Genomic DNA, 17,602 nt, shown 5'->3' with positions numbered 1-17,602 from the left:
TTTGTTTTTATACAGTAAAAAACCTTTTTTAGTAAAAAGAGTACTATCAATATATATTTTATTACATTTATATTTTTAATATATGAAATTTCAAGTAGTTTCTCAATTTAAGCCCACAGGCGATCAGCCTCAGGCCATAGAATCACTTTCCAAAGGAATATTAAAAAATGAAAAGTATCAAACTCTATTAGGAGTAACCGGTTCGGGTAAAACCTTCACTATTGCCAATGTGGTTGAAAAAATTCAACGTCCGACTATCATCCTGGCGCATAATAAAACGTTGGCTGCCCAACTTTATATGGAATTTAAAGAATTCTTTCCAAATAATGCAGTAGAATATTTTGTTTCATATTACGATTATTATCAGCCTGAAGCATTTATGCCTACTACCAATACGTATATAGAGAAAGATCTGTCCATTAATGAAAATCTTGAAAAATTACGTTTAAGCGCTACTTCTGCCCTGCTTTCCGGCAGACGAGATGTATTGGTGGTTTCATCTGTTTCTTGTTTATATGGTATTGGAAATCCGGTAGAATTTAAAAGTAGCATGGTTTCATTAAAAGTGGGTCAGGCTATTTCAAAAACTAAATTACTGCAATCTTTGGTAAATGCTTTATATTCTCGCTCTGAAATCAATTTTGGAAGAGGAAATTTTAGAGTCAAAGGGGATGTAATCGATGTTTTTCCTGCTTATTCAGATACAGGAATACGAATTCAATTTTTCGGAAATGAGATTGAACGTATTGAAAATGTTGATTATGTTTCTAATAATGTAATTGATTCTATTGAAAGTATCAATATATATCCGGCTAACCTATTTGTGACTTCTCCGGAAACATTAAATAATGCTATACGAAACATACAAATTGATTTAGGTAAGCAGGTCGACTATTATAATGAAGTAGGTAAAAATCTGGAAGCTCACCGTTTAAAAGAACGAACTGAATTTGATCTGGAAATGATTAAAGAGTTAGGATATTGTTCGGGAATAGAAAATTATTCTCGATACCTCGATGGTCGTCTACCCGGAACCCGACCTTTCTGTTTATTAGACTATTTTCCTGAAGATTATTTAATGGTAATTGATGAAAGTCACGTTACTTTACCTCAGGTTCATGCCATGTACGGAGGAGACCGAAGCAGAAAAGAAACGTTGGTAGAACATGGTTTCAGACTTCCTGCTGCACTTGACAACCGTCCTTTAAAATTTGAGGAATTTGAAATGATGCAGAATCAGGTCATTTATGTTAGCGCTACTCCTGCTGATTATGAATTGCAGAAAAGTGAAGGTATATACATTGAACAAATTATTCGTCCGACCGGATTACTGGACCCTATAATTGAAGTGAGACCTTCTTTAAATCAAATTGATGATCTGATGGCTGAAATTCAAAAAAGAATTGAAGAGGATGAAAGGGTATTAGTTACTACGCTAACTAAACGTATGGCGGAGGAATTAACTAAATATCTTACGAAATTTGGAATTAGAACTCGATTTATTCATTCAGATATTGATACGTTGGAACGTGTTGAAATTATGCAGGATTTACGTATTGGTAAATTCGATGTTTTAGTTGGTGTAAATTTATTACGTGAAGGATTAGATCTTCCAGAAGTTTCTTTAGTTGCTGTACTTGACGCCGATAAAGAAGGTTTTTTACGTTCGCATCGTTCTCTAACGCAAACCGCGGGTAGAGCCGCTCGTAATATTCACGGTAAGGTTATTATGTATGCGGATAAAATGACGGATAGCATGAAAAAAACGATCGATGAAACTGCCAGAAGAAGGGAAATTCAAAATCAATATAATTTAGAACATCATATTACTCCTCAACCATTAAATAAAAAAATAACCAATATTTCCATTAATAATTTGGACAATGAAGTGAAATCATATGCTCCAAGACATGAAATTAAAAAAGTGGCAGAAGATGAACCTCAATATAAATTAGAAGATTTAGAAAAAATTATTTCTAAAAAACAAAAAGAAATGGAAAAAGCTGCTAAAAATTTAGATTTCTTAACGGCTGCTCAATATAGAGACGAAATACAGGCTTTAAAGGATAAAATGAATTTATCTAATTAAATAGTATTTTTTAGTAATACATCTATTTTATTAGAAAATAGCAGCTTAAAAAAATATATATAATTATTAAACGGGATTAGATTGATTATTGGATTAATTAAAAATCTTCATTGAATATTTTTTTTCCTATGATAAAAATTAGGGATAGAGTTAACATTAACAATACATACTATGGCTATAAACTGAAAAAGTTTTTTTAATATGTGATGGATGATTGAATATCTTTTATTTTGAAACTTTTCTAATTTGAAATTATTGAACTTTTTCTATTTTATTTGTTACGAAATATTATGATTTCATTTAGAATTCATAATTCCGGATTTTTATATAAATATCATAAAACCCCGTTATAAAGCGGGGTTTTCATATTTTAAAAATTAATATTAGTTAATAGTTATTTCCCCTCTAGACATTTAGCTATCTTTTCTTCTCGATTTCCATCCTCATCCATTGAACACTTATATTTCATCTTTATAGAAGCTAATGTTGTTTTCTCATAAGAATCACCATTTTTAATATAATACACTTTTTTTTGAGCATGATCGTCTCCGGGTAATTTATCAGTCATATCAATCGTTTGAACTTTTACTAAAGCATATAATTTATTCGGAACAATTTCTTTGCTTAATTGAACTTCATTTTCAATTAAAATAGGTCTATATGTAGCGATTTTAGTTTCTCTACCAAACATTTTTGATCTGGTTTCAAATTCTATTTTATCTATATTTTCTACATTTATTTCTTCACTTTTTCCACCTTTAGCTTTTGTAGGTGTAAAAGATATCTCCTTCATGTATTTTTTATTTTTTTTACCGAAGCCTACTCCATTTATACCTAATCTAGACCGCTGATCATTAATATAAGCTTTACCTTCTTTTAATTCTCCATTTTTTAAATAAACTTTTGCCGGAAGAGCTAATTTGTTAAATTGTCCATATGAAAACATACTAAATGTTATCATTAATAATAATAAAATTTTTTTCATAATGTTATTGTTTGTTTATATAAATTTTAGATTAAATAAATTTTAGTAGATATCTTGAAAATGTTTTATAGTAGCGATATTTTTTTAAGATTTTAATTTATATAGTTTAACTCCATATAAAGATCAATTCACAATTCAATAAATTTTTAAAATAGCCGACAAATATATAATTTTTATAGATAAATTTTATATTGATTAAAATTATTCAATTAAAATATTTATAAAAGTAATGTTCAATCCTTTAATTAGCAGTCCACTGTTACGATCATAACTTAGATTTATACTTAATTTTCGTTACTTAAATTATAGATTTAGAGAGTAATAAAAAAAATCAAGCAAATTACTTAGCGGACATAGAAGTATTTATTTGAAAATTATACTTAAAAATTAATATATAGGTTCTTCTGCTCCTAAATTTTCAACTAAATTTACATTATATTGATCTTTTTTACACACTATTTCCGAATTAGAATTATTATCTAATTTTATAACAAACTCACATTCTTTTTCTATATCTTTTTTTATACATTTTTAATTTATTATCAACTTTATCTCCTACTAATATTAGGATGATAATAATACTGCATTTTCTCATAGTTCACATTGCCGATTCCTATCCCTGCTCTTAAGGCTGTATTCTGAGAACAACAGAAGCCTTCCCCGTTTACGTAATCATCATTGTCTTTTCCGTTATACGGTACTTCAAAGTACGCATAGTTCCCTTTTAAGTCTTCAATGCTTCTTTGGTATTTCGCTTTCCAGTTGATCGTTACTCCGGGTACGGTTGATCCTGCATATTCTATTCTTCTCGGATCTGCGCCAAAGCTTTCTATATCTCCCAATTTACTTACTATTCGTTGACTTCCTGCGTAGTAATGTTTGGTATATTTTCCATTAGGACTTACTACTAAGTATGGGTTAATATAGGCCGTGAATCCTTGTGTTTCGGTATTCCCGCCTGAGAATAAGGAATTGATATACACTTGTTCGCTCTCGCCGCTTGTTTTGATTACTCGTTCTCCTGAAGCATCGTATACATAGTTACTTACATAGCCATAATCATCTATTGACATTAATCGGTTTTCTTCATCCCAGCGTAATTTCCTTTCTTGCGTTTGGCTGGTTTTTCTTAAATCCTTCTTCTCTAATTCTACATTTACATAGGTTAGATTTCCGTTTAAATCATAGTGATAATTCTTGTGCTCTTGGCGTTTTTCTTCTTCTTTACTTTCTTCTTCTCTGTAATTTATGTCTTGAACGGTTTTTATTTGATTCTTTTTCGTTGAATCGTAGGTATACGATAAGTCATAACCTGCTTTTAATCCGCCTTCAATCATTATGCCTTGTTGACTTACCTGTTGGTTTTTGCTTACTATATTATGTAAGTTATCGTAGCCCATTTGTAAGCGGTATGCGGCCGTTTTGTTATCCGCTCCTGTGTAACTTCCTTGTGTTTGTAATAAGCGGTAAAGTCCATCATAGGCATAGTCATGTTGCATTTGTCACCCATAGTCTTTTGGTTGTCTTGAGGTAGCGGGGCTTGGTTGGATACGCTTAATACATTGCTAACAGCGTCATACGTATATTTGTTACTAATGATCTGAGTTCTTACTCCTGATCCTTGCGTTTTTGGTGATACCCAAACTTGTAATTTTACACCTAGTAGAATTCATTGTTAGTGACCTGATTTTTTCGTTAAATTAACCCTTTTTCATCATGACATCCCCAAAAAAGTCTTTAAACCTAAGGATTTCTTAGTTACTTTAGAAAAGCTTAAAACTATTCCTGACTACGAAAACTTAGGCTTTACTCTTAAATCTAATTTTAAAATTACCCAAACGGTTTTACTGGCAGAAATCTCTTTCCCTAATTACACAGAACACAATCAATGGGATATTTATAATTTTTTTGCTTTCATTCGCTCCCTTATTCCTAAGTATGAGTTAGAGTTGTTAGATTTACTTAACAAAGAACTTTAAAAGAAAAACCCCGATTAATACGGGGTTTTTATTTATTAATTTAGATAGAAGATATATTTACATCTTTTCTACTCTAAATTTTAATGTATCTATTTTTACATGAAATGCTCTAGCCTCTCCCGTTCTAGTGCCAGCACTAGTACTCCATGGATAATAAATAGAATCATTTTTTATAATAAACACTCTTTGCAATATTCCCCAAGACATCTTTTTTGTCTTAGCACAAGAAGTAAATACAAAAAATATATCTCTTATAATTCCTCCTTTAGATGATATTTTACAAGGACAATCTATATTCATATTATAGCATTCTACAAAAGGCGGAGAATACCATAAAGTATCTCCTTTAGATGATATTTTAGGGGGTTCTTTATAGTTATATACTTCCTTAAACTTATTTCTTACATCTGAGGGCAATTCCTGATAAGTTATTTCTGTATAATCATCATTTCTAACCGGCCAGAACCATATAATAAATGATGTGCAGAATATAAAAACCAACAAAAGTATTATTACTGATTTCTTTACTTTCATAATATAATTCTTTATTATTTCAAGTCTTTCTCTACCTTGGGATACCAAACGTTTACATTTGCATCTGCATGTCCACAATGATTAGACATTCCACAACCAAACATATCTATTTTTAACTGATCTTTATATTCTATACGTGAATTTGCATCTTGATAAAATTCATTTGTCAAAGCGCCTGAACCTGTAATTCCCTGACCTGCTCCAGCTACAAGATCGACTTTCGAATCTACTTGAATGGAATTAATATGAAGCTGTTCAACAGGTGTTAAACTATATGCCGACTCATTAACTATGGTAGGAACGTTAACCATCACTAAGTTTATAGCAGGTATTTCATCTAACTCTCCTTTACTTACCATTAAAGATAAGGCTTTATATACATCTTTTGCTACTACTCTGGCCACGTTAGCTCCATGACTATGACCTCCAATAGCAATGCCTTTTCCTCTGTATTTTCCTCCTGAAATATTATTCTTAATAGATTTTATAACATCTTTTGCTATTCTATGTCCTGCACTAATTCTTCCTTCTTTTCCGTTCCAAAATGCATTATCTCTACTGAATAAACTTCCTGACCATCCCCATGAATCAAATGTACCAAACCTTGCTTTAAACTTATCTTCAAAACTTCCTTTAAAGTAGGTATTTGCATCCCAATCACCTGTTCCATGCATAAAATGCGCTTGCTTACCATTAGGATCTACCATTGTTATAGGGTTTTGATAGGTGTATCCATACGTATTTAAGTTAAATGAGTTGAAGACTCCTCTGTTGTGTTGACCGTCTATGTAGTGTTCTACTTCCATCATCGGATTATATCCGCTTAATGGATCCGCACTTAACCATACACTCTCTCTTGGATTATAATATCTCGCTCCGTAATAATACAGTCCTGTTTCTTCATCTAACTCTTTTCCATTAAACAAGTAAGGGGTATTCAAACTGTTGTTTCTCTCCTCTATAAACACTTCTCCAAACGGTACATATTCTACATGCTGCACTATTTCGCCATCTAAGTTAGTGATAAATGAGTAACAATGTTGTGAAAAATACATTGGAAGGCGTATGGGTAAAAGTCACAAAGCTTTTTCTACTCGTTTAAATTTGTTATCAGCGACATACCTCTTTTATTCATACTTAATCTAAATTTTATGACAACAAATTTAAAGTCGAAAACAAAAACCCCAAAGAGTTTCTAACCTCCTTAGTAAAGATTACATCTAATCCTTATTAACAAAACCTGGGCACACTATCGCCTCTCCTGCAAAATTTTACAAACAGCCCTAATGGAGGAACAGGAATATAAAAAAGAAACTTGTTGCCACCAACCGCTCGACTTTTATAATATTTTTTCTATTATTAAATCTCCCATTTCTATCAACGAACTGGAACTGCTTGACCTATTGAATAAAAGGTAATATAAAACCCCTCGTTCGGCGAGGGGTTTTGATTTAATTTATTTTTCCATCCAAGATAAAAACACTGTTGAAAAAAGTATCATCATAATGATTGATACAAAAGTATGAGATAGCAAAGAACTCCTTGTTAAAAAGCCACTCAAATCATTTTTGAAAATGTGTTGAAAACCATTTGTATCAAAAAAATACAACACAATAGCATATATTATAATGTTGATTATAAAGAATATATGTGATCCCTTAATTATATTCCTCATTGTAAAATAAATTATAACAGAAATAATTATTTGAATAATAAGGGTAATAAACATTAAAAATGGAGCCATGCCAATATTACCCCCTGAATATTCACTGTTAAATACCCATAAATAAAAAATTATAAAGGTAAGTATGCTTTCTACAAAAAATAAAAAAGGCATTTTCATATATTATTAGGGTTTCTGTTGATAATCTACTTTTATCTTTTTGTCTTGACTCGGTTGAGATGTCGAAGGATTACCAGCTACCACATTCTCATTTATTTCTTTTTGTGTAAAACTATCTACAGAATGTTCACTCAACCATCCAGTTTTATTATCTTTTCGAGTTTCATGAAAGTTTTCATTATTAATTCCATTTATTCTTGACACTCCGGCAATTCCATCATTTGTATGAGCTATTTGTTCATTTAAAACACCTTCGCTTGCTTGTAGTGAAGATCCTTGAAATGTTGCTAAATCTAAAACTCTTTCTATTCGAGCATCCAATTTATTCTCTTTCGCATATGCTTTTAAACCATTTATAAAGCCCTTACCATAGGCTCCTCCCATACTATGAGTTACTATTTTAATAGTTTCTCCATCTTTAAGATTTGCATAAATTTCTGCTGCTTGAGAGTATCCTTCTCTATATCCTGCATTTCTTCGATGGCTCCACCATAAATTATTCTTTCCCCCATCTATTGTCCATCTAGTAAGCGTATTTTTCCAACCTCCCATTGCTCCATCATAATAGCGAGCACGATAATCATTGAATCTATTTGCAATTCTTTGATCTAAGCCATTCCAATACTTCCTATTACCCCCATCTCCTGCATGCTGTCCATTAATAAATATTATTACCCTTCCATCAGGATCTATCGCATTTACTGGATTATTCGCTACATATGCATACGGTGAAATACTCGGATATTTCTCCGCCAATGGATCCACAGATAACCAAACAGATTCCCTAGGGTTATAATACCTTGCTCCATAATAATACAGCCCTGTTTCTTCATCTAACTCTTTTCCATTGAACAAATAAGGGGTATTCCAACTGTTGTTTCTCTCCTCTATAAACACTTCTCCAAACGGTACATATTCTACATGTTGTACTATTTCGCCGTCTAAGTTAGTGATATAACTTGAGCTGCCCAAATGATCCGGGTGATAATAATACTGCATTTTCTCATAGTTCACATTTCCGATTCCTATTCCTGCTCTTAAGGCTGTATTCTGAGAACAACAGAAGCCTTCCCCGTTTACGTAATCATCATTGTCCTTTCCGTTATACGGTACTTCAAAGTACGCATAGTTCCCTTTTAAGTCTTCAATGCTTCTTTGGTATTTCGCTTTCCAGTTGATCGTTACTCCGGGTACGGTTGATCCTGCATATTCTATTCTTCTCGGATCTGCGCCAAAGCTTTCTATATCTCCCAACTTACTTACTATTCGTTGGCTTCCTGCGTAGTAATGTTTGGTATATTTTCCATTAGGACTTACTACTAAGTAGGGGTTAATATAGGCCGTGAATCCTTGTGTTTCGGTATTCCCGCCTGAGAATAAGGAATTGATATACACTTGTTCGCTCTCGCCGCTTGTTTTGATTACCCGTTCTCCTGTAGCATCGTATACATAGTTACTTACATACCCATTATCATCTATTGACATTAATCGGTTTTCTTCATCCCAGCGTAATTTCCTTTCATGGGTTTGATTTGTTTTTCTTAAATCTTTCTTCTCTAATTCTACATTTACATAGGTTAGATTTCCGTTTAAATCATAGTGATAATTCTTGTGCTCTTGGCGTTTTTCTTCTTCTTTACTTTCTTCTTCTCTGTAATTTATGTCTTGAACGGTTTTTATTTGATTCTTTTTCGTTGAATCGTAGGTATACGATAAGTCATAACCTGCTTTTAATCCGCCTTCAATCATTATGCCTTGTTGACTTACTTGTTGGTTTTTGCTTACTATATTATGTAAGTTATCGTAGCCCATTTGCAAGCTGTATGCGGCCGTTTTGTTATCCGCACCTGTGTAACTTCCTTGTGCCTGTACTAAGCGGTAAAGTCCATCATAGGCATATTCATGCTGCATTTGTCCCCCCATAGTCTTTTTGTTGTCCTGCGGTAGCGGGGCTTGGTTGGATACGCTTAATACATTGCTAACAGCGTCATAGGTATATTTGTTATTAATGATCTGAGTTATTACTCCTGTTCCTTGCGTTTTTGGTGTTACCCAAACTTGTAAATCGCTAAGTCTTCTTCTTTCTGGATCATACGTATAAGTGGTTTCCGAGCCGTTGCAATATTTAAGATAATTTCTTTGTTCGAATTTATCATAGCCTATTTTATTTACATAGTCATAGCTATAAGCTTTGCTTCCTTTTATTCCGGTTAGTAATCCTGCTGTATTATAGATATAATCTACTTTTTCTTGATCCGGATAGATGATCTGCTCTAGTTTATTCCAGCTGTCGTACTTGGTTTGGGTTACGTAGGTAGCGATTGCTTGATTAGGAATTATCACAGTTCTGCGTACTTCGGTGATTTCTCCTAACGTACCGTATTTATACTCTTGAGCTCCGGTTGCATCTTCAACTAAAGATACTCTTCCTTTTCGGTTATATTTGGAATTTTTATTTCCGTAATGGTAGGTAACGTTATTTTGCGGATGTTCCGGATAATATATTGATTTTAATCGGGTATAATCATATTCGTATTCTATTTTTTGGTTTGTTTTTTCTAAGTTGGAAGTCTGACGACTTATTACATTTCCTAAGGCGTCGTAACTTAATCGGGTAATTCCTGCACTTGGATGTGATAATTGAATTCTTCTTCCGGCTAAGTCATACTTCGATTGAGTGATTTGTCCCTCGGTATCGATGACTTCTAATAATTGATTAATACCATCGTAAGCATAACGGGTAGTAATTATTCCTGACGGGCCGGATAGTTGTTCGGTCTTAACAGTAAGCCCAGATCCGTTGGCATAGGTTTTCTGTTTTCCTCCCATAGCATCCGTAACGATGGTTACTTGTTGTCTTTCAGTCGGATTTATTGTATACTCGGTGGTTTGAGTACTGGAATCCGGAAGGATAGTTGCTACGATACGGTCTAACAGGTCATAGTTGCTTACACTTGGGTTTACTTTATCGAAGTTTCGATTAAATTCTATGGCATGTTCCGGCGATTCGGTAATTGGATAGTAGCTTTTTACTACTCGTCCGAACGGATCCAGCATAGTTCTTCCACTTACAATAAGTACCTTTTCGTCCTGAGGATTACTTCCGTTTGCATCGGTCTTGGTTATCACTCCGTCTTTTTTTACCTGCAAGGTTCTTCCTGCTCCGTCAACAAAACTAAATGTTTTTATATCCTCTGTAGGGTGTTGCGGATTGTAATGATAAGTTATTGCATAAGCAGGGTTTTCAATGTCTCCATCTGAATTTAAAACTACTGACGGATTATACTTATATTTTATGGTATAAGGTAAATCCAATTCCAATTCATTTGGTCCGGTGATGGTTTCAATTCTTCCCAGATTATCTATTGTGGTTTCTGTGAAATATCCGTTGATATCTTTGCTGGTTAACGGTATTCCATAGCGATAATCATAATTTTCTAATAAACCGGTATATCCATTTGTTAATTTGAAAAATTAATAATATAATCAAAAAACCTCGCATAATGCGAGGTTTTTGATTTCTATTTACCTTTTGCCCATTCGGGACGTTCTTTCCAGCCTCCCGGCGGAGCTTGCTTTATGCTATCCGGTACTGGAATATCCTGGTATATTTTTGAATAACTATTATCCTCCAATGAAAATTGGACCAAATAATAATGTCCTACTTTGGGATCTGCACTATCCTTATATATACTACTACTTGAATATACTTTATCATTTACGGTATATTCATAACTTACTTTTTTATGATTTACTATAGGCCAATAGATCCGATCTATATATCCTATCGTGTAATTGCCATATTCTACAGGATTATGTTTGTAACTTATATACATATACAGCAAAATAAAAGGTATTATAATAAATAAATAATTCCATTTTGATTCCTTTTCAACTAAATAATAGCGTAAAGTTTCTATAAACTTATTCATTAGGGTTATTTTCTAATCCAATTTATTTTGAATTACATTGACTCCATAATCCGGGGCATTCATAAGTACGGTTGCGGCTCTGCTTCCTGCTGTTTGACCAAAGCGTACGCTGGTTTGCATATATGTCCCGATTACGGTTCCTTTAAATAATTGTGAACCGCTGATTCCTGTAGCTGCAGCTCCTCCTAATACCCCTAAGGTTGCCTGGTTTACAAATCGCTTGCCTTCAAGTGTTCCATTAAATACGGACTGCATTCCATCATTTATTGTTATTGGAGTTGATGAAGAAAGCAAGGCATTTCCTACATAATTCATTCCTAGACCCGCTAATCCGCTCTGGGTAAGGTTGACGTCTCCTATAGCTTTGGTCAAATCTCCGCCGTTTGTAGTCATGTTTGCCGCCGTTTGTACAGCTGCATCTGTGCCTACTCTACCTAAAACGGCTGTAGTTGTTGCTCCTCCGGATAAACTAAAGAATCCTGCTGCTATGCCTTCATAAGCCGCAAACGGTCCGAAAATCACGCCTAATGCTCCTAACGTCCAGTTCTTTACATCATCTGTATGCATTAAGGGTTTTCCGCCATAGGCATCCAAATATCGTTGATAGGCTTCTCTTGAGCGTCTTTCTTTTTCCTGCTGTTGCTTGGTTACTTCATCGTTGGACGGTCTTCTTTTTCCTATTACTTCTATTTCTGGTAATACTGTCTCATTCTCTGGATCTACGCCTTCTGTTTTCATTCCTGTTGGATCTGTATACTTTATTGGGTTCTGATAGGTATACTGATATATTAACATTGTTTTATCATATAAGGGATCTACACTTAAAAAGATGCTTTCTCGCGGATTATAGTATCTTGCTCCATAATAATACAGTCCTGTTTCTTCATCTAACTCTTTTCCATTAAACAAGTAAGGGGTATTCCAACTGTTGTTTCTTTCCTCTATAAACACTTCTCCAAACGGTACATATTCTACATGCTGTACTATTTCGCCGTCTAAGTTAGTGATATAACTTGAGCTGCCCAAATGATCAGAATCGGCGTGATATTTAATGTATAAAGAGTAATGAAAAAAAACAAGCTAATTACATAGCGGACATAGGTGTATTTATTTGAAAATTATATTTAAAAATTAATATATAAATTTTTCAGCTCCTAAATTTTCAACTAAATTAACATTATATTGATCATTTTTACACTCTACTTACCAATTAGAATCATTAACTAATTCTATAACAAACTCACATTCTTTTTCCATATCTTCCTTTCTTTTATATATTCCTAATTTATTATCGTCTTTATCTCCTACTAATAAAAGTTTTAACATTTGTTCAAATTGACTAGAGAAAATTATTAATTTTTCTCCTAACACTACCTTCCCATTCTGCAAATCATTAACTCCTTTTTATAATTCAGATATATTTCTTTAAAATGAAACACTATCTCCCTCATAAAAGAACTTATTCCAAATAGTGAATGGGAACAACTTAATGATTTAATGGAAATATTAAAGTAATTAAAAACAAAAAAGAGGAATTTTAAGTTCCTCTTTTTTGTTTTATTTGATCTTACCTATTTTAAAAAACTTAAGTAAAATAATAAATGAACTTAAGATAGGTTACCTATTAATTAATGTTGTAAATTTTCTTTCCGCAAGAATATCTTTAGGATTATACCAATAAAAAGACAATCCATCGTTACACATTCTAAATGCTTCAATTCCCACTTCATAAATTCCACTATCCCATAAATTCACCAAATTTAATATCCTTTCATAATTTAATTTACTTAATATAATTATAAGGTTTCCTAAATAAAAATCATCTGTTTCAATAATATTTTTGATATCTTCTTTTAATAAATTCAAACCAGCAGAATATAAACATTTTTTAGAATTTATTTTAGTTTCTGTATAAGATGATGTAATATCATATATTATTGAATTTTTTGTCGGTTTCATTTCAAATAAATAACATTCATGTTTTCCTATTTGATCAAATATAAACTCAAGTATGACATCGTTTTTATTAAAAAAACTCTGATCAAAATCTATATTTAAAATTATATATTTATTAAAACTTATCATAATTATTTAACTAGTTCTTTTGCTCCCTCTTCAGCTAACCACGATCCTCCAAATGATCCTACTATTCCACCACTTAAACCACCTACAAAACCACCTACCGCTGCACCTGGTACCGCACCAACACCACCAAAGAAACCTCCAATTACACCTCCTAAATAAGCTCCTCCTTCTGCACCGATCGCAGCTCCTGCAAAAGCACCTGCCCATCCACCTGCAACACTTGAACTTGTAATAATTGTATTGTTTCCAATAGTACCACCATCTTCATGTATTGCATTACCTATCCTAGCTGCGTCAATAACTATTGCGACTGGCTTTGCTACTTTACCAATTGCATCAAGCGTTTTACCTGAACTTTCTAATGCTTTTAATGTTTTTGCTCCTCCCGGTATTGCTGTATGTGGATCCGCAACACCTGTAGCTTTAGGATTAACGTTTAAATGAGGTTCTGGCGCACCTTTATGTGCCTGATCTGCTCTAATTACCCAATCACCAACAGGCTTTCCAGTTTTATTGCTTATCCTACCAGCTTTAGTGTCTCGTAATCCTGCTTTCGTATCTCCTCTTACAGGTTCCAATTGAAATCTTTGTTTAGTTCCACTATCAACTCCCTTAAATATATTACTCATTTTATTTGAAAACTCATCCCAATTTTTGCTTGGAGGATCTCCACCACTATCTTCAGGAGACATTCCAGTTGGGTCAATATACTTCACCGGATTTTGATACGCATACTGATATAGAGTCATCGTTTTTTCAAACATTGGGTCAACACTTAAGAAGATTGACTCTCTTGGATTATAATATCTTGCTCCATAATAATACAGTCCTGTTTCTTCATCTAACTCTTTTCCATTGAACAAATAAGGGGTATTCCAACTGTTGTTTCTTTCTTCTATAAACACTTCTCCAAACGGTACATATTCTACATGTTGTACTATTTCGCCGTCTAAGTTAGTGATATAACTTGAGCTGCTCAAATGATCCGGGTGATAATAATACTGCATTTTCTCATAATTCACATTGCCGATTCCTATGCCTGCTCTTAAGGCTGTATTCTGAGAACAACAGAAGCCTTCCCCGTTTACGTAATCATCATTGTCTTTTCCGTTATACGGTACTTCAAAGTACGCATAGTTCCCTTTTAAGTCTTCAATGCTTCTTTGGTATTTCGCTTTCCAGTTAATCGTTACTCCGGGTACGCTTGATCCTGCATACTCTATTCTTCTCGGATCTGCGCCAAAGCTTTCTATATCTCCCAGCTTACTTACTATTCGTTGGCTTCCTGCGTAGTAATGTTTGGTATATTTTCCATTAGGACTTACTACTAAGTAAAGATTCATATAAGCGGTAACTATCATAATTAAGACTTTACTATTAAATCCCTCCGCAAAGTAACGCAAACCGATTTATTAGCGTAAATCTCTTTTCCAAATTACAAGGAACATAACATATGGGCTTTTTACAACATTTTTGCGCTTAATAGCTCCCTTATTACTAAAGATAAATTAGATCTTCTATATCTTATATCTAATGAACCATAATAATACTCCTTAATAGAAAAGCGGAACTAAAAGTTCCGCTTTTCTACCTTACTATATTATTCGATTATTCAAATTTACTTATCTTCTATTATAATATTTCCATCTATATCTAAATTAATTCTTTCATAAAACCACAGCATATCATTTGTTTCCTTCTTTTTTTTTAATAAGAATTGAAAAAAATCATTATCATTTATATTTTTCTCTTTATTTATATAAAAATCTCTTATACAACTTATTACGCTATCTCTTTTCTTAATATTTTTTTCTTTATTATATTGTAAAACAAGAACATCATTAGTTAATATATTTTTTTCTATAGAATATTTAAAATATGTACTATCTAAGCTATTATAAAAATCTATCGTCCTTATATATTCTTTCTTTGCTAAAAAATATCTTGATTTTTCTCTTAAATAATCATATTTTGTTATAGAATCTTGCTTTAGCTTTTGATCTAATCTGTCTAAAAAATCAATTCCCTCCGATTTATAATCAATATTTTTTATTAATGAATAAGGTAATTCAGATGCTGTATATTTTTTTTGGCATCCTGATAATATCAGGACACCAAAGATTATTATTTTAAAATCGAATAGGATGTTTTGCATTTTTATTTGAATTTAACGGTAATCCTTTATTTTTTCCAGAAATTAATCCTCCTCCTTTTCCAGAATCTATTTTAAAACTAACAGGAATAGGAATTATTGGATGTTTTACCACTGGAGTATATATATTATCTCTTTCACTATATGGAATTACATTAGCTGAAATATATTTTTGATATCCCTTATTTTCTAATGCCACATTTAATGGTATGTTAAAAACTGCTTCAACCCCTGGAGGCATTGAATTAGCCATTCCTAATGTCTTACTATATGAATCATATCCATATACCAAATCTACTTTTCCTCCTGTAGCCACTTGTATTGCTCCATGAGACGATTTTATATATTCAAAGGATGCTTGAATATTAACACCTACTACTTCTTTTTCTCCACCGTCATTAACTCGCTTATCCAAACCTACCTTAACTTTCCCATTCAAATCTAACTTAGTCCAATCAGTTACAACATTATTTCCTTCTAAAGTGGATATAGAACCATATTTAGATTGGTTAATATCATGTCCCTGATTCACCCCTAAATAGTCTAAAACATCTTCATCATTTTTGCCAATATATGTCTGTCCTGGTTTGGTATTATTTTTTGAAGTAACTTCTTCATCCCAAATTATTCTACTTCCTTGCTGTACCCAATCCTCTCCTTTCATCCCCGTTGGGTCTATAAACTTAACCGGATTTTGGTAACAATATCCATACGTATTATGATTAAACGAGTTATACACTCCACCGTTGTGTTGACCGTCTATGTAGTGTTCTACTTCCATCATCGGATTGTAACCGCTTAATGGATCCGCACTTAACCATACACTTTCTCTTGGATTATAGTATCTTGCTCCATAATAATACAGTCCTGTTTCCTCATCCAACTCTTTTCCATTAAACAAATAAGGGGTATTCCAACTGTTGTTTCTCTCCTCTATAAACACTTCTCCAAACGGTACATATTCTACATGCTGTACTATTTCGCCGTCTAAGTTACTGATATAACTTGAGCTGCCCAAATGATCCGGGTGATAATAATACTGCATTTTCTCATAGTTCACATTGCCGATTCCTATCCCTGCTCTTAAGGCTGTATTCTGAGAACAACAGAAGCCTTCCCCGTTTACGTAATCATCATTGTCTTTTCCGTTATACGGTACTTCAAAGTACGCATAGTTCCCTTTTATGTCTTCAATGCTTCTTTGGTATTTCGCTTTCCAGTTGATCATTACTCCGGGTACGGTTGATCCTGCATACTCTATTCTTCTCGGATCTGCGCCAAAGCTTTCTATATCTCCCAGCTTACTTACTATTCGTTGGCTTCCTGCGTAGTAATGTTTGGTATATTTTCCATTAGGACTTACTACTAAGTATGGGTTAATATAGGCTGTGAATCCTTGTGTTTCGGTGTTGCCGCCTGAGAATAAGGAATTGATATACACTTGCTCGCTCTCGCCGCTTGTTTTGATTACTCGTTCTCCTGTAGCATCGTATACATAGTTACTTACATAGCCATTATCATCTATTGACATTAATCGGTTTTCTTCATCCCAGCGTAATTTCCTTTCTTGCGTTTGGCTGGTTTTTCTTAAATCCTTCTTCTCTAATTCTACATTTACATAGGTTAGATTTCCGTTTAAATCATAGTGGTAATTCTTGTGCTCTTGGCGTTTTTCTTCTTCTTTACTTTCTTCTTCTCTGTAATTGATGTCTTGAACGGTTTTTATTTGATTCTTTTTCGTTGAATCGTAGGTATACGTTAAGTCATAACCTGCTTTTAATCCGCCTTCAATCATTATGCCTTGTTGACTTACTTGTTGGTTTTTGCTTACGATATTATGTAAGTTATCGTAACCCATTTGCAAGCTGTATGCGGCCGTTTTGTTATCCGCTCCTGTGTAACTTCCTTGTGCTTGTACTAAGCGGTAAAGTCCATCGTAGGAATATAATTAATGGGATATTTATAACATCTTTTAACTCCTGCGCTCACTAATTCCTGAAGAC

At 33.2% G+C, this 17,602-nt stretch carries 13 protein-coding genes; 1 reads left to right on the top strand and 12 read right to left on the bottom strand.

Translation table 11 applies throughout. The annotated features are described in order from the left end of the window. Positions 1–82 precede the first annotated feature (82 nt). Positions 83–2,089, top strand: a complete 2,007-nt coding sequence (gene uvrB / locus GYM73_RS03520) for an excinuclease ABC subunit UvrB (RefSeq protein WP_160542310.1) — start codon at positions 83–85, stop codon at positions 2,087–2,089. A gap of 394 nt (positions 2,090–2,483) precedes the next feature. On the opposite strand, the gene GYM73_RS03515 is transcribed toward uvrB, so the two are convergent. From GYM73_RS03515 to GYM73_RS09955, 12 genes are all read right to left on the bottom strand, one after another. Then, positions 2,484–3,074 (bottom strand): hypothetical protein, encoded by a 591-nt coding sequence (locus GYM73_RS03515; RefSeq protein WP_160542311.1) that lies wholly within the window; start codon positions 3,072–3,074, stop codon positions 2,484–2,486. Positions 3,075–3,622: 548 nt separating this feature from the next. Beyond that, a complete protein-coding gene (locus tag GYM73_RS03510; protein WP_220234157.1) occupies positions 3,623–4,573 on the bottom strand; it encodes a hypothetical protein in 951 nt (316 codons plus the stop codon). A gap of 537 nt (positions 4,574–5,110) precedes the next feature. Beyond that, entirely contained in the window at positions 5,111–5,587 is a 477-nt protein-coding gene (locus tag GYM73_RS03505) for a hypothetical protein (RefSeq protein ID WP_160542313.1), read from the bottom strand. A 14-nt stretch (positions 5,588–5,601) separates the two neighbouring features. Beyond that, on the bottom strand, positions 5,602–6,642 hold the full coding sequence (locus tag GYM73_RS03500; protein ID WP_160542314.1) for an RHS repeat domain-containing protein: 1,041 nt from the start codon (positions 6,640–6,642) through the stop codon (positions 5,602–5,604). A 794-nt stretch (positions 6,643–7,436) separates the two neighbouring features. Further along, positions 7,437–10,751: an RHS repeat-associated core domain-containing protein gene (locus GYM73_RS03495; RefSeq protein WP_220234156.1), complete on the bottom strand. Its 3,315-nt coding sequence runs from the start codon at positions 10,749–10,751 to the stop codon at positions 7,437–7,439. A gap of 200 nt (positions 10,752–10,951) precedes the next feature. Further along, the gene (locus GYM73_RS03490) at positions 10,952–11,362 is read right to left on the bottom strand and encodes a hypothetical protein (RefSeq protein WP_220234155.1); all 411 of its coding nucleotides are present in this window, start codon (positions 11,360–11,362) and stop codon (positions 10,952–10,954) included. Between the two features lie 12 nt (positions 11,363–11,374). Next, entirely contained in the window at positions 11,375–12,388 is a 1,014-nt protein-coding gene (locus GYM73_RS03485) for an RHS repeat-associated core domain-containing protein (RefSeq protein WP_255571021.1), read from the bottom strand. Between the two features lie 177 nt (positions 12,389–12,565). Further along, positions 12,566–12,751, bottom strand: coding sequence for a hypothetical protein (locus tag GYM73_RS03480; RefSeq protein ID WP_220234154.1), 186 nt, complete (start codon positions 12,749–12,751; stop codon positions 12,566–12,568). Between the two features lie 228 nt (positions 12,752–12,979). Beyond that, positions 12,980–13,321 (bottom strand): hypothetical protein, encoded by a 342-nt coding sequence (locus tag GYM73_RS03475; protein ID WP_220234153.1) that lies wholly within the window; start codon positions 13,319–13,321, stop codon positions 12,980–12,982. Between the two features lie 128 nt (positions 13,322–13,449). Then, entirely contained in the window at positions 13,450–14,790 is a 1,341-nt protein-coding gene (locus tag GYM73_RS03470) for an RHS repeat domain-containing protein (RefSeq protein ID WP_255571020.1), read from the bottom strand. A 275-nt stretch (positions 14,791–15,065) separates the two neighbouring features. Next, on the bottom strand, positions 15,066–15,602 hold the full coding sequence (locus GYM73_RS03465; RefSeq protein ID WP_220234152.1) for a hypothetical protein: 537 nt from the start codon (positions 15,600–15,602) through the stop codon (positions 15,066–15,068). Further along, positions 15,577–17,457 (bottom strand): RHS repeat domain-containing protein, encoded by a 1,881-nt coding sequence (locus GYM73_RS09955; protein ID WP_255571019.1) that lies wholly within the window; start codon positions 17,455–17,457, stop codon positions 15,577–15,579. The genes GYM73_RS03465 and GYM73_RS09955 overlap by 26 nt, the downstream gene beginning before the upstream one ends. Positions 17,458–17,602: the final 145 nt, after the last annotated feature.

Source organism: Apibacter sp. ESL0432 (assembly GCF_019469225.1).
In the GTDB taxonomy this organism is placed as follows: Bacteria; Bacteroidota; Bacteroidia; order Flavobacteriales; family Weeksellaceae; genus Apibacter.
The sequence above is the reverse complement of the archived record's forward strand: the minus strand, read 5'-3'. Positions and strand labels throughout refer to the sequence as shown.

What these genes read in the sequence shown, in the direction of transcription:
- uvrB (WP_160542310.1), top strand. Translation starts at nt 83, where the DNA reads ATGAAATTTCAAGTAGTTTCTCAATTTAAGCCCACAGGCGATCAGCCT.
- GYM73_RS03515 (WP_160542311.1), bottom strand. Translation starts at nt 3,074, where the DNA reads ATGAAAAAAATTTTATTATTATTAATGATAACATTTAGTATGTTTTCA.
- GYM73_RS03510 (WP_220234157.1), bottom strand. Translation starts at nt 4,573, where the DNA reads ATGCAACATGACTATGCCTATGATGGACTTTACCGCTTATTACAAACA.
- GYM73_RS03505 (WP_160542313.1), bottom strand. Translation starts at nt 5,587, where the DNA reads ATGAAAGTAAAGAAATCAGTAATAATACTTTTGTTGGTTTTTATATTC.
- GYM73_RS03500 (WP_160542314.1), bottom strand. Translation starts at nt 6,642, where the DNA reads ATGTATTTTTCACAACATTGTTACTCATTTATCACTAACTTAGATGGC.
- GYM73_RS03490 (WP_220234155.1), bottom strand. Translation starts at nt 11,362, where the DNA reads ATGAATAAGTTTATAGAAACTTTACGCTATTATTTAGTTGAAAAGGAA.
- GYM73_RS03475 (WP_220234153.1), bottom strand. Translation starts at nt 13,321, where the DNA reads ATGAAACCGACAAAAAATTCAATAATATATGATATTACATCATCTTAT.
- GYM73_RS03470 (WP_255571020.1), bottom strand. Translation starts at nt 14,790, where the DNA reads ATGAATCTTTACTTAGTAGTAAGTCCTAATGGAAAATATACCAAACAT.
- GYM73_RS03465 (WP_220234152.1), bottom strand. Translation starts at nt 15,602, where the DNA reads ATGCAAAACATCCTATTCGATTTTAAAATAATAATCTTTGGTGTCCTG.
- GYM73_RS09955 (WP_255571019.1), bottom strand. Translation starts at nt 17,457, where the DNA reads ATGGGTTACGATAACTTACATAATATCGTAAGCAAAAACCAACAAGTA.